17 protein-coding genes and 1 pseudogene are annotated in these 18,636 nt (G+C 72.7%); 2 read left to right on the forward strand and 16 right to left on the reverse strand.

What is annotated here, in order from left to right:
- From EEJ42_RS20960 to EEJ42_RS51015, 12 genes and pseudogenes are all read right to left on the reverse strand, one after another.
- Positions 1-340 (reverse strand): annotated as a pseudogene (locus tag EEJ42_RS20960) (alpha/beta hydrolase); the annotation flags it as partial.
- Between the two features lie 3 nt (positions 341-343).
- A complete protein-coding gene (gene kynU, locus EEJ42_RS20965) occupies positions 344-1,588 on the reverse strand; it encodes a kynureninase (protein WP_123101763.1) in 1,245 nt (414 codons plus the stop codon).
- A complete protein-coding gene (locus EEJ42_RS20970) occupies positions 1,581-2,456 on the reverse strand; it encodes a tryptophan 2,3-dioxygenase family protein (protein ID WP_246097092.1) in 876 nt (291 codons plus the stop codon). Before EEJ42_RS20970 ends, kynU begins: the two co-directional genes overlap by 8 nt.
- Positions 2,457-2,665: 209 nt before the next feature.
- Positions 2,666-3,079 carry a DUF3151 domain-containing protein gene (locus EEJ42_RS20975; RefSeq protein WP_063735524.1) on the reverse strand — a complete coding sequence of 138 codons (414 nt, stop codon included), beginning with the start codon at positions 3,077-3,079 and terminating at the stop codon, positions 2,666-2,668.
- Positions 3,080-3,158: 79 nt separating this feature from the next.
- On the reverse strand, positions 3,159-4,742 hold the full coding sequence (locus EEJ42_RS20980; protein ID WP_123101765.1) for a DHA2 family efflux MFS transporter permease subunit: 1,584 nt from the start codon (positions 4,740-4,742) through the stop codon (positions 3,159-3,161).
- Positions 4,743-4,855: 113 nt separating this feature from the next.
- On the reverse strand, positions 4,856-5,878 hold the full coding sequence (fbaA, locus tag EEJ42_RS20985; protein ID WP_123101767.1) for a class II fructose-bisphosphate aldolase: 1,023 nt from the start codon (positions 5,876-5,878) through the stop codon (positions 4,856-4,858).
- A gap of 192 nt (positions 5,879-6,070) precedes the next feature.
- Positions 6,071-6,616, reverse strand: a complete 546-nt coding sequence (pyrE, locus tag EEJ42_RS20990; protein WP_009716253.1) for an orotate phosphoribosyltransferase — start codon at positions 6,614-6,616, stop codon at positions 6,071-6,073.
- 48 nt (positions 6,617-6,664) lie between these two features.
- Positions 6,665-7,477 (reverse strand): aldose epimerase family protein, encoded by an 813-nt coding sequence (locus EEJ42_RS20995; RefSeq protein WP_123101769.1) that lies wholly within the window; start codon positions 7,475-7,477, stop codon positions 6,665-6,667.
- 69 nt (positions 7,478-7,546) lie between these two features.
- Positions 7,547-8,389 carry an SRPBCC domain-containing protein gene (locus EEJ42_RS21000; RefSeq protein ID WP_123101771.1) on the reverse strand — a complete coding sequence of 281 codons (843 nt, stop codon included), beginning with the start codon at positions 8,387-8,389 and terminating at the stop codon, positions 7,547-7,549.
- Between the two features lie 67 nt (positions 8,390-8,456).
- Complete coding sequence (locus EEJ42_RS21005) at positions 8,457-10,052, reverse strand: polyamine aminopropyltransferase (RefSeq protein WP_246097093.1); 1,596 nt, start codon at positions 10,050-10,052, stop codon at positions 8,457-8,459.
- Positions 10,053-10,150: 98 nt separating this feature from the next.
- Positions 10,151-10,702 (reverse strand): DUF2617 family protein, encoded by a 552-nt coding sequence (locus EEJ42_RS21010; RefSeq protein ID WP_123101773.1) that lies wholly within the window; start codon positions 10,700-10,702, stop codon positions 10,151-10,153.
- Between the two features lie 280 nt (positions 10,703-10,982).
- Positions 10,983-11,285 (reverse strand): hypothetical protein, encoded by a 303-nt coding sequence (locus EEJ42_RS51015; RefSeq protein ID WP_184503184.1) that lies wholly within the window; start codon positions 11,283-11,285, stop codon positions 10,983-10,985.
- A gap of 141 nt (positions 11,286-11,426) precedes the next feature.
- Between EEJ42_RS51015 and EEJ42_RS21020 the strand changes: the two genes are divergently transcribed.
- The gene (locus EEJ42_RS21020; protein WP_123101777.1) at positions 11,427-12,596 is read left to right on the forward strand and encodes a pyridoxal phosphate-dependent aminotransferase; all 1,170 of its coding nucleotides are present in this window, start codon (positions 11,427-11,429) and stop codon (positions 12,594-12,596) included.
- Between the two features lie 85 nt (positions 12,597-12,681).
- Here the strand turns inward: EEJ42_RS21020 and EEJ42_RS21025 are convergent, their stop codons facing one another.
- The gene (locus tag EEJ42_RS21025) at positions 12,682-13,218 is read right to left on the reverse strand and encodes a type III secretion system chaperone family protein (protein WP_123101779.1); all 537 of its coding nucleotides are present in this window, start codon (positions 13,216-13,218) and stop codon (positions 12,682-12,684) included.
- A 102-nt stretch (positions 13,219-13,320) separates the two neighbouring features.
- Complete coding sequence (gene clpB / locus EEJ42_RS21030) at positions 13,321-15,915, reverse strand: ATP-dependent chaperone ClpB (RefSeq protein ID WP_123101781.1); 2,595 nt, start codon at positions 15,913-15,915, stop codon at positions 13,321-13,323.
- A 122-nt stretch (positions 15,916-16,037) separates the two neighbouring features.
- Between clpB and EEJ42_RS21035 the strand changes: the two genes are divergently transcribed.
- Complete coding sequence (locus EEJ42_RS21035) at positions 16,038-16,442, forward strand: pyridoxamine 5'-phosphate oxidase family protein (protein ID WP_123101783.1); 405 nt, start codon at positions 16,038-16,040, stop codon at positions 16,440-16,442.
- Between the two features lie 12 nt (positions 16,443-16,454).
- On the opposite strand, the gene proP is transcribed toward EEJ42_RS21035, so the two are convergent.
- A complete protein-coding gene (proP, locus tag EEJ42_RS21040) occupies positions 16,455-17,972 on the reverse strand; it encodes a glycine betaine/L-proline transporter ProP (protein WP_221179395.1) in 1,518 nt (505 codons plus the stop codon).
- Positions 17,973-18,134: 162 nt separating this feature from the next.
- A complete protein-coding gene (locus EEJ42_RS21045; protein WP_123101813.1) occupies positions 18,135-18,506 on the reverse strand; it encodes a cupin domain-containing protein in 372 nt (123 codons plus the stop codon).
- Positions 18,507-18,636 lie beyond the last annotated feature (130 nt).

The following is an 18,636-nucleotide window of genomic DNA, read 5'->3' on the forward strand; positions in this document are numbered from 1 at the left end:
CCTGCGGGCCCTGGCCGGCGCCTTCGGCGTCGTGCCGCCCGAGGGGCGCAGCCTCGGCATCGCCGTCCGCGGCCGGGCCGCGGCGGTATTCCGGCAGGGCCACCGCGAGGCCGCGTTCCGCCAGGTGGGCGGCGAAGGGGGAGAGGTGGTGGCGGTCGTAGGGGGCGCGCCAGGCGCCTCCGTGGAAGAGGATCACCAGCGGGGCGGGGGCCGCCGGGTCGTGGGGGAGGTGGAAGTCCACCACCTGGTCCGGGTGTTCGCCGTACGCGGCCGTCGCGTCCGGCGCCACCGGGGCGTGGCCGAACAGGGACGCCTCCTCGGCGGCCGCGTCGCGTGGCATCGGTCAGCCCACCTCGTCCAGCACGTCGGCCAGCACCCGCGCCGCCCGTTCCACCTCGGCGAAGCCGGTGTACAGCGGGGTGAAGCCGAAGCGCAGCACGTCGGGGCGGCGGAAGTCGCCGACCACGCCGCGGCGGACCAGTTCGGCCATCGCCGGGCCCGCGTCCGCGCAGCGCAGCGCGACCTGGCTGCCGCGTTCCGCGTGGGCGGCCGGGGTGACGGACCGGACGCGCCCGGCCGGTACGTACCGCTCGACGCACCGCAGGAAGAAGTCCGTCAGGGCCAGGCTCTTCGCCCGTACGGCCTCGATCGGGACGTCGTCCCACACCTCCAGCGCGGCTTCCAGCGCCAGCATGGAGAGGATGTCGGGAGTGCCGACGCGGCCGCGCACCGCGCCGTCGGCGGGGGTGTACGCGGTGTCCATGCCGAAGGGGTCGGCGTGGGAGTTCCAGCCGGGCAGCGGGGAGTCGAAGCGCGGCTGGTGCTCCCGCGCCACGTACAGGTAGGCGGGCGCACCGGGCCCGCCGTTGAGGTACTTGTACGTACAGCCGACGGCGAGGTCGACCCCGTGGGCGTCGAGCCCCACCGGGAGCGCGCCCGCGCTGTGGCACAGGTCCCATACGGCGAGGGCCCCGGCCGCGTGCACGGCGGCCGTCGTACCGGGCAGGTCATGGAGTCGGCCGGTCCGGTAGTCGACGTGGTTGACGAGCGCGACGGCGGTGCGCGGCCCGACCGCGGTCGGCACGTCGCCCGCCGCCACGGCCCGGACGGTGCAGCCGGTCATGCGGGCGGCGGACTCGGCGATGTAGCCGTCGGTGGGGAAGGTGGCCTCGTCCACCACGATCTGGTCGCGGTGGGCGCCGCGCTCCTGGGCGATGCGTACCGCGGCGACGACCGCCTTGAAGACGTTCACGCTGGTCGAGTCGCCGACCACCACCTGTCCCGGGGCGGCGCCGACGATCCGCCCCACGCGGTCGCCGATCCGCTCGGGGGCGGTCCACCAGCCGCTCTCCTCCCAGGAGCGGATGCGCAGCTGTCCCCATTCGCGGGCCACGACGTCGGCCAGCCGGGCGGGGACGGCGCGGGGCAGCGCGCCGAGCGAGTTGCCGTCGAGGTAGACGGTGTCGGCGCCCGTCTCGTCTTCGAGGGTGAAGGCGTCGCGCTTGGCGCGGAGTTCGTCGGCCGCGTCGAGCGCGGCGGCCTCGTCGGTCAGGTCCGAGGCGTCCGTGGAGATCGTCGCGTCAGACATGGCTACGGGCCGTCCACAGCTCGGGGAAGACGTTCTTCGTGGCGCGCTTCTCCAGCCAGGCGACCCCGGCGGAGCCACCCGTTCCGGTCTTGGCGCCCATCGCCCGCCGGGTGGCCACCAGATGGTCGTTGCGCCAGCGCCACACCAGCTCGGCGACCTCGGTCAGCGCCTCGCCGAGCCGGATCAGCTCGTCCTCGCGCGGGCCGGAGTAGATCTCCTGCCACACCCGCTCCACCGCGGGGTCCGGTTCGTACCGGCGGGCCGGGTCGCGGTCCAGCACGGTGGCGGGTACGGCGTGGCCGCGGCGGGCCAGGAAGCGCAGCACCTCGTCGTAGAGGCTGGGTTCGGTCAGCGCCTTCTCCAGCTCCGCGTACTCGCGCGGCGCGCCCCGGTGCGGGACCAGCATGGACGCCGACTTCTCGCCGAGCAGGAACTCCAGCCGCCGGTACATCGCGGACTGGAAGCCGGAGCCGTCGCCGAGTGCGGAGCGGTACGCGTTGAACTGGCCGGGCGTGAGGTGCGCGAGCGGCTTCCAGGACGCGTTCAGCGACTCCAGCTCATACGTGGAGCGCCGCAGCGCCTCCAGCGCGGTGGGCACGTCGTCCTCGCGCAGCGCCTGCGCGGCGGTGTGCCACTCGTGGACGATGACGGTGAACCACAGCTCCATGACCTGGGTGGTCACCAGGAAGACCATCTCGCCGGGGTCGTCGGAGAGCGGGTGCTGGAGGTGGGTGAGGACGGACGCCCGGACGTAGTCCTCGTACGGGGTCGTGCCCTGGAAGTCCAGATGGGGTGCTTCCGGTTCGCCGTCGGACGGGACGGCTCCCTCGGGCGCGGGGGCGGATTTCGGGGCAGGCTGCTGCGACATCGCATCTCCTGAATACGCGCTACCGGGTAGCGGTCCGCCCCATCCCTTCGGTCTCGGAGCCCCGGTCCCCTCAGGGGCCACACCTGTGGTCCCTGCCCGCATCATGCGTGCCGCGCGCGCCGCCCGCAAGTGCGTGCGGCACGTTCACGACGGCGCGAAACGGGCCTGCCGGTGCGAATCGCCCCGGCAGGCCCACGCCTCGCACCAGGTCAGGAGAGCGTGTCCGCCGCGGTCGGGGAGCTGTCGCGCAGGAACGTCGAGCAGCGCTCGTACTCCTCCTGCTCACCGATGGACTGCGCGGCGCGGGCGAGCGCGTGCAGGGCGCGCAGGAAGCCGCGGTTGGGCTCGTGCTCGAAGGGCACGGGTCCGTGACCCTTCCAGCCGCTGCGCCGCAGCGCGTCCAGTCCGCGGTGGTAGCCGGTGCGGGCGTACGCGTACGACTCGACCACCCGGCCGTTCTCGAACGCCTCGTCCGCGAGCTGGGCCCAGGCGAGCGAGGAGGCCGGGTACTTCGCGGCGACCTCGGAGGGAGCCGCGCCGGACGCGAGCAGTTCCCGGGGCTCGGGGTCGTCGGGCAGATGGGTCGGGGGCGGTCCCCCGAGCAGGTTCTCGTGAATGGCCATGGGTTCCAGTCTGCCGGACCACCCGCCCCGCCCGCCGCCCCACACCCGGTCCCGGCCGCCCCCGCCGGGCCGTGGCAGGTCAGGCGGGTGGACCGCCGGGACTGCCGGGACCGGCGCGGCGACGGGGCCGCTCCCCCGGGTCCAGGGGCGGGGCGCCCACCCCGCAGTGGTACGCGCACTCGGGACGGCAGGGGCGCTCCTCCGCCGCCCGCGCCCCCTCCTCAACCTCCTCTGCGGGCTCCGCTCCCCCGGCCCGCTCCAGCGCGTCCGCCCGTACCGCCCGCCAGGCGATGAGCGCGCCCACCACCAGCACCCCCGCGCAGATCGGCATCGCCCGCCGGAAGGACTCCGAGAACAGGTCCGCCGACCGGTACGCCTCCGAGCCCATGCCCGCCAGCAGCGGCAGCGCCGCCACCGCGACCAGGCCCGCCGCCCGCGCCGCCGCGTTGTTGATGCCGCTGGCCAGGCCCGCCCGTCCGACGTCCACCGAGGCCAGGACGGTCGCGGTGAGCGGGGCGACGAGCACCACCATGCCCAGCCCCATCACCACCAGCGCGGGCAGCACGTCCCGCCAGTAGACGGCCCCCACCCCGGCCCGGGTCATCAGCAGCATCCCGGCCGCGCACAGCAGCGGGCCGACGGTCAGCGGGATCCGCGGGCCGATGCGTTTGCCCAGCTCACCGGAGCGGGCCGACAGCAGCAGCATCAGCAGGGTCGTCGGCAGCAGCGCGGTCCCGGCGACCAGCGCGGAGTAGCCGACGACCACCTGGAGGTTCAGCACGACCAGGAAGAAGAAGCCGCCGAAGGCCGCGTACACGCACAGCGTCACCGCGTTCACGGCGGTGAACTGGCGCGACGAGAACAGGGAGAGTGGCAGCATCGGCTCGGGGCGGACCCGCTCCGCGTACACGAAGGCCACCCCCGCCAGCAGCCCGGCCACGGCGGGCAGCACCACGGAGAGCGACGCGCCCCGCTGCGGCGCGGCGATCAGCGCGTACGTCACCAGGCCGAGCGCGAGCGCGCCGAGCACCGCGCCCAGGACGTCGAACCGGCCGTGCGCCCGCGGATCCCGGGACTCCGGTACGTGCCGCAGCGCGACCGGTACGCACACCGCCGCCAGCGGCACATTGAGGAAGAACACCCAGCGCCAGCCCGGACCGTCGACCAGCCAGCCCCCGAGGAACGGCCCGATCGCCGCCCCCACCCCGCCGAACCCGGACCACAGCCCGACCGCCCGGGCCCGGTCGTCGGGGTGGATGACCGACTGGATCAGCGCCAGCGAGCCGGGGGTGAGCAGCGCCCCGCCGATGCCCTGGAGCGCGCGGGCACCGATGAGCATCCCGGCGTTCGGCGCCATCCCGCACAGCAGGGACGCGAGCGCGAACCACACGACGCCGACGATGAACACCCGGCGCCGCCCGAAGCGGTCGCCGAGCGCCCCGCCGAGGAGGATGAGCCCGGCGAGGGTGAGCAGGTAGGCGTTGACGGTCCACTGGAGGACGGCGAGATCGGCGCCGAGGTCGAGGCCGATGCGGGGCAGGGCCACGTTGACGACGGTGCTGTCGAGGAGCGCCATCGCGGAGCCCAGCACGGTGGTGAGCACGACCCACCGCCCGGAGGCACTGGAGAGCCGCACCGCGGTGGCGGGTGCGCTATCGCCCATACCTGGATCATCCCCGTGTCGCCCGCGAGAGGCCAGCCCGCGGGCGCGGCCCCGGAAAAGGCGCGGCCCGGGGCCCGCCGCGACGGCGGGGCCCGGGCCCGGAACGGCGCCGGTTACTTCAGCTTGGTGCCGGTGGAGCGCAGGTTCGCGCAGGCCTGCGTGACCCGCTCGGCCATGCTCTTCTCGGCGACCTTGCCCCAGCTGCGCGGGTCGTAGGTCTTCTTGTTGCCGACCTCGCCGTCGACCTTCAGCACGCCGTCGTAGTTGCGGAACATGTGGTCCGCGATCGGCCGGGTGAAGGCGTACTGGGTGTCGGTGTCGAGGTTCATCTTCACCACGCCGTTCTCCAGCGCCGTGAGGATCTCCTGCTCCGTGGAGCCGGAGCCGCCGTGGAAGACGAAATCGAACGGGTCGGTCTTGCCGGACTTCGCGGCGATGCCGTCCTGGAGCTGGCGCAGCAGCTCAGGGCGCAGCACGACGTTGCCCGGCTTGTAGACGCCGTGGACGTTGCCGAAGGAGGCGGCCAGCAGGTAGCGGCCCTTCTCGCCCAGGCCCAGCGCCTCGGCCGTGCGCTCGACGTCCGCGACGGTCGTGTACAGCTCGTCGTTGATCTCGTGCGAGACGCCGTCCTCCTCGCCGCCGGTCGGGGTGATCTCGACCTCGAGGATGATCTTGGCCTTGACCGCCTCGGCCAGCAGCTCCTGCGCGATGCGCAGGTTGTCGTCCAGCGTCTCGGCGGAGCCGTCCCACATGTGGGACTGGAACAGCGGGTTCTGGCCGCTCGCGACGCGCTCCTGGGAGACCGCGAGCAGCGGACGCACATAGCCGTCCAGCTTGTCCTTCGGGCAGTGGTCGGTGTGCAGCGCGATGTTGACCGGGTACTTCTTGGCGACGACGTGCGCGAACTCGGCGAGCGCGACCGCGCCGGACACCATGTCCTTGCTGTACTGGCCACCCAGGAACTCGGCACCACCGGTGGAGATCTGGACGATGCCGTCGCTCTCCGCTTCGGCGAAGCCCCGCAGCGCGGCGTGCAGCGTCTGCGTCGAGGTCACGTTGATCGCCGGGTAGGCGAACTTGCCTGCCTTCGCCCGGTCGAGCATCTCGTTGTAGATCTCAGGGGATGCGATGGGCATCTGTCCGCTCCTTGTGATGTGCGGGTGAGGTTCTTGGCCCTGACCTAGGGGGAGTCCTGCGGCGACGTCATCGTCGTGGCCATCTTCCCAGACTCCGCCGATTGCTCCACACGGCGCACGCGGGGACCACACGGACGGGGGTGGGTGGTTTCACGTGAAACCACCCACGCGATTACCCCAGGTCAGCTCGGGTCAGCTCAGGCCGAGGTCGGCGAGCGAGTACGCCGGTACGTAACGCAGCCCGGCGTCCGCGATCGCGGGCGCGGCCCCGCGCTCGACGATCGTGGCGACCGCGACGACCTCGGCGCCCGCCTCACGCGCCGCCTCGACGGCGGTCAGCGGCGAGCCGCCGGTGGTGGAGGTGTCCTCGACCACCAGCACCCGCCGGCCCGTGATGTCCGGGCCCTCGATCCGCCGCTGGAGACCGTGGGTCTTCTGCGCCTTGCGGACGACGAAGGCGTCGAGCCTGCGGCCCCGCGCGGCGGCCGCGTGCAGCATGGACGTGGCCACCGGGTCGGCGCCCAGGGTCAGGCCGCCCACCGCGTCGAAGTCCAGGTCGGCCGTGGCGTCGAGCATGACCTGCCCGACCAGGGGCGCGGCCTCGGCGTCCAGGGTGATCCGGCGCAGGTCGATGTAGTAATCGGCCTCCTTGCCGGAGGAGAGGGTCACCTTGCCGTGGACCACGGCCTTGTCCTTGATCTGCTGTAGCAGGGCGTCACGCGCTTCGCTCATGCGCATGAGCTTAGGCGGTGTCCGTACCCGCCCCCACGGGCCCCCACGAGCCCCCTACCTCAGGTCGCGCCAGCTCCACGTCATGGAGATCTCCAGCGGGTCGATGGGCGTGACCAGGCGGGGAAGGGTGTTCAGACCGTTCGGCGGCCCGGACTGCGGCTCGACGCACACCGCCTCCGCCTGCTCGTCGTAGACCACGACCCATGCGCTGCGGCTGGTGACCTTGAGTTCCAGCCGCTCCGGCCAGGTCAGCGTGACGTCCACGCCGTCCGGCATGCCGAAGCAGTCGTCCCACGGGCCGGGGCGCGGCGGGATGCGGTGGCCGGTGGGGAGGTGGTTCTCGCCGCGCTCCTCCTGCCACTCCGCGGCGAAGGACAGCTCGGCGTCGGCGCCGCCCTCGCCCAGGTTGCGCAGGAACCACGGGTGCCACCCGGCCTGCGCCGGGAAGGAGTCGCCCTCCGTCTCCACGCTCATGGTGACGGTCAGCGCGTCCGCGGCCAGCTCGAAGCTCTGGGTGACCCGGCCCTCGTACGGCCAGGGGTCGGCGAGGTCATAGGTGAAGGCCGCGCTGTCCGGCCCGGTGCGGACCGTGCGCCAGGCGAGGTCCCGGCCGGTGCCGTGGATCGCGTGCGGCGGGGAGTTGACGGGCAGCTGATGGCTCCGGCCGCCGTCGCGGAACCGCCCCAGCTCGACCCGGCCGCACCAGGGCACCATCGGGAAGGACCCGTACCGCGGGCCCTGCCGCAGCAGCTCCGTGCCACCGATGCGCAGCGAGCCGATGCGGCAGCCGTTCTCGGGCGAAACGGTCAGCTCGGCGTCCCCGGCGGTCAGCCGGACGCCCTTGGTCTCCGTTGTCTCTTCGGTCACGCCCCGACCCTATGCGCAGCCGCTCAGCGGCGGCGAGCAATCACCAGCTCACCAGGGCTCACCGGCGGCTTATCGGCGGCGGCGCAGGACGCGCCGTCCGACCACGACGGCCGACGCGATCACCACGGCCGCGGCGGGCGCGGCCCAGCGCAGCGTGGCACCGGTGGATCCGGCCTCGGGCGCCGGTACGGGGGCGTAGCGGCCGCGGGGCGGGGCGTGGTCGACCTCCTCGGTCGAGCGGCCGATCATGGTGCGGCGGGCGTGCGCGGCCTCGGCCGGCGGCTCGTCCTCGTCGAGCCCGCCCAGCTCGGCGAGGGCGCCGACGTCCTCCACCTGGTCCACGTCGTCGAGGTCGCCGATGTCGTCCACGTCGACGTCCTCGGCCTCCTCGGCGGCCTCGGTCCGAGCGGCGTCCTCGGCGCGCAGCGGCAGGTCCGCCTCGGTGAGCGGGTCGTGCTCGGCGGGCGGGCTGATCGGGGCCGCCTCGAGACCGGACGCCAGCGCCGACCCGAAGCGGTCCAGCAGCCGGCGGGCCACCGTCTCGGTCGCGTGCGCGTCGAACTCGGCCAGCCGCCCCTCGCTGCGCACGGTGCCGGAGCAGAGCAGCCCCGTACCGCCGCCCTCCACGGCCCGCGGCGTCAGGGTCAGCGCGAGCTTCACCGAGCCGCCGCCCCGCGCCTCGGTGCCCTCGCCCTCGACCTCCACGCCGCCGCCGCGCTCGGTGAGGCGCAGCGAGCCGCGGTAGGTGATGGTGGATCCGCCGATGCGCAGCCGCAGCCGCCCGGCGAGCGGACCCGCGTCCTCATCGGCATCCTGCTGGAGCCCGGGGACGCAACGGGCGATGCGGTCGGGCTCCGAGAGCGCCTGCCGGACGGTGTCGACGGGAAACGGAACGAACACCTCATGCTCCATAGCTCAAGACACTACCCATCGCGCGTTCGCTGAGACCCGTTCCCACGCAACTTTCGCCCCCGAGGTATCAGTCCGCGTAGCGCGGGTGCATCAGGGTCGACGGTGGCAGACGCGGTTCCCGGCTCCGTTCCGCCGCGCGCCGCGCCGCGTCCAGGCCGGCCGGGGTGAGCGAGCGCGGGCGGGGGCCGTGGGGGGCGAGGCCCAGCCGGACCGGGTCGCGGGCCGCGAGCAGGAACCCCCAGTCGCGCGGTCCGTCCCCCGTCGGTCCGTCGGTCGTGGGCCCGCCGGGCGCCGGGGGCACCGTCACCACGTACGGCACCGTGTGCAGCCCCACCGATCGCATCGTCGCGTCCACCGTCCAGTACGCGCGGGGCCGCGGGCCCGCCTCCCCCGCGTGCACGGCGAGCCGGCCGCCGGGGGCCAGCACCCGTTCCGCCAGGCCGTAGAACTCCTGGGAGTACAGCTTGGTGCTCGGGGTGAGATCGGGTTCGGGCAGATCGCACACCACGACGTCGTACGCCGCGCTGCGCCGCAGCCAGTCGAAGGCGTCCGCGGTGACCACCCGCACCCGCGGATCGCGGTAGGCGCCCGCGTTGAGGGCGGAGAGCGCGGGGTCGCGGCGGGCGAGCCGCACCACCCCGGGGTCGCGCTCGACGACGGTCACCGACCGGACCCCGCCGTACCGCAGCACCTCGCGGGCCGCGAGCCCGTCGCCGCCGCCCAGCACCAGGACCCGGCGGTGCGGTCCGGCCGCCATCGCGGGGTGGATCAGCGCCTCGTGGTAGCGCAGCTCGTCGTGCCCGCTGACCTGGAGCCGCCCGTCGAGGAACAGCGACAGCGGGCGCCCGCGGGTCCGGCCGCCGGTGAGCACCACCTCCTGGACCCCGGTGCGCACGGCGACGCGCACCTCCGGCCCGTACACGGCCTGCCGGGCGGCGCGTTCGAAGGAGGGGGTGAGGACGGCGCCCGCGGCCAGCAGGGCGAGCACCAGGGCGTCGGTGACGATCAGCGCCCACCGGGACCGTGCGCTCAGATCGCGGCGGAACAGCCACAGCACCAGCGCCCCGCCCGCGACCGCGTTGACCGCGCCGGTCACCAGGGCGCCGGTCAGCTGGCCGAACGCGGGCAGCAGCAGGAACGGGAAGGCGAGCCCGCCGACCAGCGCGCCCACATAGTCGGCGGCGAACAGATCGGCGACCGCGCCGCCCGGGTCCTGCCGCCGCACCCGCTGGATGAGCGTCATCAGCAGCGGCACCTCGGCGCCGATGAGCACGCCGATCGCGAACGAGAAGCCGACCAGCGCGGGGCGCGACTGCCCGCACCACGCGAAGGACGCGTACAGGGCCATCGCCGAGCAGCCGCCGAGGAGCGCGAGCACCGCCTCGACGGCGCCGAAGCCGACCGCGGCGCGGCGGCGCAGCCACTTGGCGAGCAGGGAGCCGACGCCCATGGCGAAGACCATCACCGACAGGACGACGGACGCCTGGGTGACCGAGTCGCCCACCAAGTACGAGGCGAGGGCGACGAGTTCGAGTTCGTAGACCAGTCCGCAGGCGGCGCAGACGAAGACGGTGACGAGGATGAGGAAGCGGCCGAACCCGGCCCGCACGGGCAGCCGCACCGGACTCTCGGGCTCCGGCGCGGGCTTCGGGGATTCGGTCACGAACGGAACGCTACGTTACAAATCACCCACACCTGGTCACCCACAAGGGTGCACTGACGGCCGCTCATCCGTACACCGCATCATCCGCACACCAGATTTCAGCGGGAGGACACCGGATCGGCGGGAGGACGCAGCGACATCGGCATGGACGCCACCCCCAGACAGGTACGGGTGGTCACCAACCGCCCCTCCTGCGGGTAGGCGTGCCAGGTACGCCACCCCACCGTGCCCTCGTTCCACTGCGCGAGCAGCGCGGTGAACGCGTGCGGGCTGCCGGGGAACGTCCCGGCCAGGCCGTGCGGATGGTCGGCGACCAGGGCGAGTAACTCCTGGGCCCGCCCGGCGAACGCGCCCTGCGACAACTCCTCGACGCGCGCCGCGAATTCGTACTCACGGCCGTCGACGAGGGTGGAAACCCCCAGCGGAAGCGGGGTGCTGCTGCCGGATATACAGGCCACGGTCTCCGAACAGCGCCCGTCCTCCGCTTCGAGGAGGACCTGGTGCGAGGCCCCGAGAAGCCTCAACTGCACTGCGAAACCGTGAAGTCGGAGGTCGAGCACGGCCAGGGCCGGAAGCGGTTCCCGCCCCAGGGACCAGGCCAGGTCGTCGGCGCGGGTGTCGGTGTAGGCAGTCTTGAGGGTCGTGAGCATGGGTCGGCTCCGCAAGCACGCAGGGGAAAGGTGGACCGGCTCGCCCCGCGGTGGTCCAGGGGTATGCGGATACGCCGGCTCGTGCCCACGTGGGGTCCGTAGGGCGGTGGTATACGGAATCATGAAATGGTCGGCGCCACATCGTTTTTACCCACCTTCGCCGGGTTTCCACCCCCTAGGGCGGTCCCCAGTTCAAGTGTTCAACACACGTGCGCCCGGCGCACGTTGGCGCGCCGGGCGCATTCTCGGGCGGGTTCCCCCGGTGGGCGGCTCAGGCGGCTCAGGCGCCTCCCCCGCAGCCACCGCCGCCGCCACCGCCACCGCCGCCGCAGCCCCCTCCGCCGCCGCAGCCGCTGCTGCCACCGCAACTGCTGCCGCCGTGGTGGCCTCCGCCACCGCCGCAGCCGCCGCCGCTCGAACCGCCACTGCCGAGCCACCAGCCACCGCCGGCCGCTCCGCCGGACGACCCGGCCCCGTACGCCCCCCGGCGACCGCCGTACCGCTTCCTGGCCTTACCGGCGCTCAGCGCCGCGACCGCCGCGACCGCGAAGACCACGACGACGAACACGATGACAAAACCCATGGGTCCTCACTCCTTCCCATCCCCCGTAGCGAGCCCCCGTAGCGAGGTACCGCTCTGTCGTGTCTGTCCGGCTCCTGCCCGGCTTGCTCCCCCGCAAAAGCCGAGTTGAGGAAGTCCAGAGGTTCGACGGAGGATGGGCCCATGGGACGACCGCTGCTCAACCGCCGGCTGGCCGCATTCGGCACGACGATCTTCGCCGAGATGTCCGCCCTCGCCGTGCGCACCGGTGCCATCAACCTGGGCCAGGGCTTTCCCGACACCGACGGCCCCGAAGAGGTGCGCGAGGCCGCGGTGCGCGCCCTGCGCGACGGCCGCGGCAACCAGTACCCGCCCGGGCCCGGCATCCCCGAGCTGCGCACCGCCGTCGCCGAGCACCAGGGGCGCTTCTACGGCCTGACCTACGACCCCGACACCGAGGTGCTGGTCACCGCGGGCGCCACCGAGGCCATCGCCGCCTCGCTGCTGGCCCTGCTGGAGCCGGGCGACGAGGTGATCGCGCTGGAGCCGTACTACGACTCGTACGCGGCGTGCATCGCGATGGCGGGCGGCACCCGCGTCCCGGTCACCCTCCGCCCGCACGAGGGCGCCTTCCGCCTCGACCTGGACGAGCTGCGCGCCGCGGTCACCGACCGCACCCGCCTCATCCTGCTCAACACCCCGCACAACCCCACCGGCACCGTCCTCACCCACGACGAGCTGGCCGCCGTCGCCGCCCTCGCCGTCGAGCGCGATCTGCTGGTGATCACGGACGAGGTCTACGAACACCTCGTCTTCGGCGACGCCCACACCCCGCTCGCGGGCTTCCCCGGGATGCGCGAGCGCACCGTCACGATCAGCAGCGCGGGCAAGACGTTCTCGTACACCGGCTGGAAGGTCGGGTGGATCACCGCCACCCCGGAGCTGATCACCGCCGTCCGCTCCGCCAAGCAGTACCTGACCTACGTCTCCGCGGGCCCGTTCCAGTACGCGGTCGCCGAGGCCCTCCGCCTGCCGGGCGCCTACTTCGACACCCTCCGCGAGGATCTGCGCACCAAGCGCGACCTGCTGGCCGACGGCCTCTCCGACGCGGGCTTCACGGTCTTCCGGCCCTCGGGCACGTACTTCATCACCACCGACATCCGCCCCCTCGGCGAGAGCGACGGCTTCGCCTTCTGCCGCTCCCTGCCCGAGCGCTGCGGCATCGTGGCCGTCCCGAACGCCGTCTTCTACGACCACCAAGCCCAGGGCGCGCCCTTCGTGCGCTTCGCCTTCTGCAAGCGCGAGGACGTCCTGAAGGACGCGGCGGCCCGGCTGAAGAGCCTGGCGCCCTGACGACCCGGGAGATGGCACGAGCCCGGCCCCGCGCCGTCGCCCTCAGGGGCGGCACGTCGACCGGGCTCGTGATCTCCGCTTGTGCTCAGGCCTCGTCGTCGCCCGGCTTCTCGTCGTCGCCGGACTCGATGTCGGTCTCCAGGCCGAGCTGTTCGACCAGCCAGCGGTCGAACTCGATCGAAGCCCGTACCCAGCTGACCGTGCTGGATACGAAGTGCTCCAGGCTGACGCCGGTGCCGATCAGCATCTGCGCTTCACCGATCAACCGGACCGTGCCGTCGTCATTGGTGTGGCTGTAGACCTTGGGCCACAGGGTGCGGCGGTTCCAGTCGTCGATCACCTCGAGCAGCTGCGGCTTCACTTCGATGCCATGCGGCCGGTCGTAGAACGTCCGGACGGAGAAGACCTGCTGCTCCTCCTCACCACGGAACATGAAGTAGGTGCGGAACTGCTCCCACGGCGCCGCGAGGTCTCCCTCCTCGTCGACGACGTACTTCAGCTCCATCTGCTCCAGCAGCTGCTTGACCAGGTCCTGGTCGGGCAGCACGGGGCCGCTCGGACCCGCCGGTTCGGGCTCGGGCTGGCCCCCGAAATTCGGAATCGAGGACGGGTCGATGCTCACCGTGGATTTCCCTTCGTATGGATACCGCCATCCTCCCTCACATCGGCCCCCGCCGTGCAACCCCGGCCCGGCCTTTGCGCGATCAAGACAGAGCCGGGCGGCTCACCGCGCCGGGCCCACCAGAAGGCCGTCCCCGACCCGGTCGACGCGGACCGTGTCGCCGTCCCGCACCTCGCCGGAGAGGATCTCCCGGGCCAGCCGGTCGCCGATCGCGGTCTGCACCAGGCGGCGCAGCGGGCGCGCCCCGTACGCCGGGTCGTTGCCCTCCTCGGCGAGCCAGGCCAGCGCCTCGGGCGTGACCTCCAGGGACAGCCGCCGCTCGGCGAGGCGCCGGGCGAGCGCCGCGATCTGGAGCTCGGCGATGCGGGCCAGCTCGTCCTGGCTGAGCGCGGAGAAGACCACCAGGTCGTCCAGCCGGTTCAGGAACTCCGGCTTGAAGGAACTGCGCACCGTCTCCAGCACGCTCTGCTTCTTCTCCTCCTCGCCGAGCAGCGGGTCCATCAGGTACTGGCTGCCCAGGTTGGAGGTGAGGACCAGGATGGTGTTGCGGAAGTCCACCGTCCGGCCCTGGCCGTCGGTGAGCCGCCCGTCGTCCAGCACCTGGAGCAGGATGTCGAAGACCTCGGGGTGGGCCTTCTCCACCTCGTCCAGCAGCACCACGCTGTACGGGCGGCGGCGCACCGCCTCGGTGAGCTGGCCGCCCTCCTCGTAGCCGACGTAGCCGGGCGGGGCGCCGACCAGCCGGGCGACGCTGTGCTTCTCGCCGTACTCGCTCATGTCGATGCGGACCATGGCCCGCTCGTCGTCGAAGAGGAAGTCGGCGAGCGCCTTGGCCAGCTCGGTCTTGCCGACGCCGGTGGGGCCGAGGAACAGGAACGATCCGGTCGGCCGGTCCGGGTCGGCGATCCCGGCCCGGGTCCTGCGCACCGCGTCGGAGACGGCCCGGACGGCCTCGGTCTGGCCGATCAGCCGCTTGCCCAGCTCGTCCTCCATGCGCAGCAGCTTCTGGGTCTCGCCCTCCAGCAGCCGTCCGGCCGGGATGCCGGTCCAGGAGGCGACCACATCGGCCACGTCGTCCGGGCCGACCTCCTCCTTGACCATGGTGCCGCGGTCCTCCCGCTGCACCTCCTCCTCGGCCTCCGAGGCCTCGGCCAGCTCCCGCTCCAGGGCCGGGATCTCCCCGTACAGCAGCTTGGAGGCGGTGCCGAAGTCGCCGTCGCGCTGGGCGCGCTCGGCCTGGCCGCGCAGCTCGTCCAGCTTCTCCTTCAGCTCACCGACCCGGTTGAGGCCCTGCTTCTCCTTCTCCCAGCGGGCCGTGAGGCCCCGCAGCTCCTCCTCCTTGTCGGCGAGGTCGCGGCGCAGCTTCTCCAGCCGCAGCTTGCTGGCCTCGTCGGTCTCCTTGGCGAGCGCCATCTCCTCCATCTTCATCCGGTCGACCGAGCGCTGGAGCTCGTCGATCTCGACCGGGGAGGAGTCGATCTCCATGCGGAGCCGGGAGGCGGCCTCGTCCACCAGGTCGATGGCCTTGTCGGGGAGGAAGCGGGAGGTGATGTACCGGTCGGAGAGGGTCGCGGCGGCCACCAGCGCGCCGTCCGCGATCTGCACCTTGTGGTGCGCCTCGTACCGGCCCTTGAGCCCGCGCAGGATCGCCACGGTGTCCTCGACGGTCGGCTCGGCGACCAGCACCTGCTGGAAGCGGCGCTCCAGCGCGGCGTCCTTCTCGATCCGCTCGCGGTACTCGTCCAGCGTGGTGGCGCCGACCATGCGCAGCTCGCCGCGGGCCAGCATCGGCTTGAGCATGTTGCCCGCGTCCATGGACGAGTCGCCGCCGGCGCCCGCGCCGACCACGGTGTGCAGCTCGTCGATGAAGGTGATGATCTGGCCGTCGCTGGACTTGATCTCGGCGAGGACGGTCTTCAGCCGCTCCTCGAACTCGCCGCGGTACTTCGCGCCCGCGACCATCGCGCCGAGGTCGAGCGCGACCAGCCGCTTGTCGCGCAGGCTCTCCGGCACATCGCCCTTGACGATGCGCTGGGCGAGCCCCTCCACCACGGCGGTCTTGCCGACGCCCGGGTCGCCGATCAGCACCGGGTTGTTCTTCGTGCGCCGCGAGAGCACCTGCACCACGCGCCGGATCTCCTGGTCCCGGCCGATGACCGGGTCGAGCTTCCCCTCGCGCGCGGCGGCGGTGAAGTCCGTGCCGAACTTCTCCAGCGCCTTGTACGTGCCCTCCGGATCGGGAGTCGTCACCCGCTGTCCACCCCTGGCCTTCTCGAACGCGGCGAGCAGCGCCTTGGCGCTCGCCCCCTGCTGGTCGAGCAGCTCCCCGGCCTGGCCGCCCTTGGCGGCGATGCCGATCAGAAGGTGCTCGGTGGAGATGTAATCGTCGCCGAGGTCCTTGGCGCGCTGCGCGGCGTCCACGAGGACGGCCTGAAGGTCGCGGCTGGCCTGCGGCGGGGCCACGGTGGAGCCCTGCACGCTGGGCAGGGCGGCGAGCAGCCGCTCGGCCCCGTTCCGTACGAAGGCCGCGTCGGTGTCGACGGCGACCAGCAGATCCATCACGTTCTCGTTGTCCTGCCCCTGGAGCAGGGCGAGCAGCAGATGGGCCGGGGTCAGATCGGCGTGCCCGGCGGACACCGCCCGGTCGTTGGCTGCGCTCAGCGCCGCCCGGCTCTTGTTGGTCAGCTCGGCGTCCACGTCCTGTGCTCCTCCTCATCGCGCGCGGCGGCCCACAATCCTGCCCTGCACAACATGCGTAAAGTTGAGTCTATTCCACTCAACTGTGTCTCCGCCAGCGTTCTGGCCATAGGTTCCCGTCCATGGCCCTCGATCCACGCAACCCGGACCCCGCGTACCTCGCCTTCTGGCGCGAACGCCACGTCTGCACCCTCACCACCCTCCGTCCCGACGGCACCCCGCACGTCGTCCCGGTCGGCGTCACCTACGACCCCGACGCCGGGCTCGCCCGCGTCATCGCGAGCGGCCACAGCCGCAAGGTCGCCCACGTCCGGGCGGCGGGCGAAGGCGGCGCGCGGGTCGCCGTCTGCCAGATGGCGGGCAAGCGGTGGGCCACGCTGGAGGGGATCGCGCGGGTACGCACCGAACCCGAGCTGATCGCCGACGCCGAACGCCGCTACGCCGAACGCTACGAGCGCGAGCCCCGCCCCAACCCGCACCGCGTGCTGATCGAGATCACGATCACCCGTGCGATGGGCCGCGGCTGAGGAGCGCGCGGCTCATTGCTGGTGGTGTCCCCAGGGGTGACGCACCCTGATCCAGATGTCGCGCGCCCTGCGCCCGGCCTCGGTGCGGCTCTCCGCCACCGCGGTACGGGCCTCCTCCTCGGTCTCCACCATCGGGCCCGAGCCGCGCAGCGGCTTCCCGGCCGTCTCGTACAGGAACAGGGCCGAGACCAGGCCCACCACACCGGCCGCCATCAGGTAGTACGCGGGCACCAGCGGATCGCCCGTCGACTCGACCAGCGACGACGCGATCAGCGGCGTCGTCCCGCCGAACAGCGACACGGAGAGGTTGAACGAGATCGACAGCGCGCCGTAGCGCAGCCGGGTCGGGAACAGCGCCGGCAGCGTCGCGGCGCTCGTGCCCGCGAACGTGACCAGCAGCAGCCCCAGCACCAGACAGCCGATCGCGGGCAGCAGGATGCCGCCCATCTGGATCAGCAGGAACGCCGGGATCGCCAGCACGATCATGGCCCCGCTCCCGGCCATGAACATCGGCCGCCGCCCCCAGCGGTCGGAGGACCGCCCGACCACGGTGATCGTCACCGCCACGACCATCATGGTGGCGAGCACCAGCAGCTGGGCGGTGGTGGCGTCCTCGCCGAGCGTGGAGGTCATGTACGTCGGCAGGTAGGACGTCACCATGTAGTTGGTGACGTTGTACAGCAGTACCAGACCCATGCAGATCAGCACGGCCTGCCAGTGCCGGGTGAAGATCTCCTTCAGCCGCCCCTTGCCGGACTGCCGCGCCTCCTCCACCGGCGCCGAGCCGCCGCCCGCCGCCGCGGCCTTCGCCGCCGCGGCCGCCCGCTCGGCCTCCTGCTGGAACGCCGGGCTCTCCTCCAGCCGCAGCCGCATGTACAGCCCGATCACCCCGAGCGGCCCGGCGACCAGGAACGGAATCCGCCAGCCCCAGTCCACCATGCCGTCGTCCCCGAGCACGGCGGTGAGCACCGTGACCAGCCCGGAGCCCAGCGAATAGCCGACGAACGTGCCGAAGTCGAGCCAGCTGCCCAGGAAGCCGCGCCGCCGGTCGGGCGCGAACTCCGCGATGTACGTGGTCGCACCCGCGTACTCACCGCCGGTCGAGAATCCCTGCACCACCCGGCACGCCAGCAGCAACAGGGGCGCGGCGAAGCCGATCGAGCCGTAGCCGGGCAGCAGCCCCACCGCGAAGGTGCTGACCGCCATCATGATCATGGTGGTGGACAGCACCCGGCGCCGCCCGATGCGGTCCCCCAGCGGCCCGAAGACCAGCCCGCCGAGCGGACGCACCAGAAAGGCGACCGCGAAGGTGGCGAACGTCGACACCACCTGCGCGGCCGGGGAACTGGACGGGAAGAAGACCTTGCCGAGGGTGACCGCGACGTACGCGTAGACGCCGAAGTCGAACCACTCCATGGTGTTGCCGACCGCGGTCGCCGTCACCGCGCGCCGCAGCCGCGGCCGGTCGACGACGGTGACGTCCTCGTAGGCGAGCGACTTCTTGCGGCGGCGGAGCAGCGTCCGCACCATGCGGTCGGTGCGTTCGCTGCCGCCGCCTCTGGCCGGGCGGCCGCCCTTGTGCGGTGGTGTGGGGCCGGTGCTCATCTCATCCCTGCCGACGGATCCGGGCTGCTACGCGTAACCGGCACCCACCGGACGAAACCCCGCGGACCGGGCTCGTGCCCCGTCGGATCAGGATTCGCCCCGCTCCGCGCGTGCGTACACCTCGGCCATCTCACCGCCGGTGTCGTACACCACCACCTGCTCGTCGCCGACCACCCACGCGTCGTGGCCGGGCGGTATCACGAACACATCGCCGGGCCCCACCTCGGCCTCGGCGCCGTCGTCCATGCGCAGCCGCATCCGCCCCTTCACCACGACCCCGGTGTGGCGGACCTGGCAGCTCTCGGTACCGGCCAGCGGCCGGACCGACTCCCGCCAGCGCCATCCGGGCTCGAAGGTGCCGACGGCGAAGTCGAGCCCCGTCAGGTGCAGGGTCTCCAGATGGCCACCGGGGAAGTCCCGTCGCTCATCCGGCTTGTCCAGCGTCTTGATCTCCATCATGGTGCGTACCTCCTCCCACACCTCCATGGTGCGCCTCGGGCCCGGCAAGAGCCTCGTCGTTCTCGCAAAGCCCTTGTGCGGCACGGCGCCCCAGTGGCATCCTGCAAGGCTTTGCTCACGCACGGAAACG

This window comes from Streptomyces botrytidirepellens (assembly GCF_003721215.1).
Classification (GTDB): domain Bacteria; phylum Actinomycetota; class Actinomycetes; order Streptomycetales; family Streptomycetaceae; genus Streptomyces; species Streptomyces himastatinicus.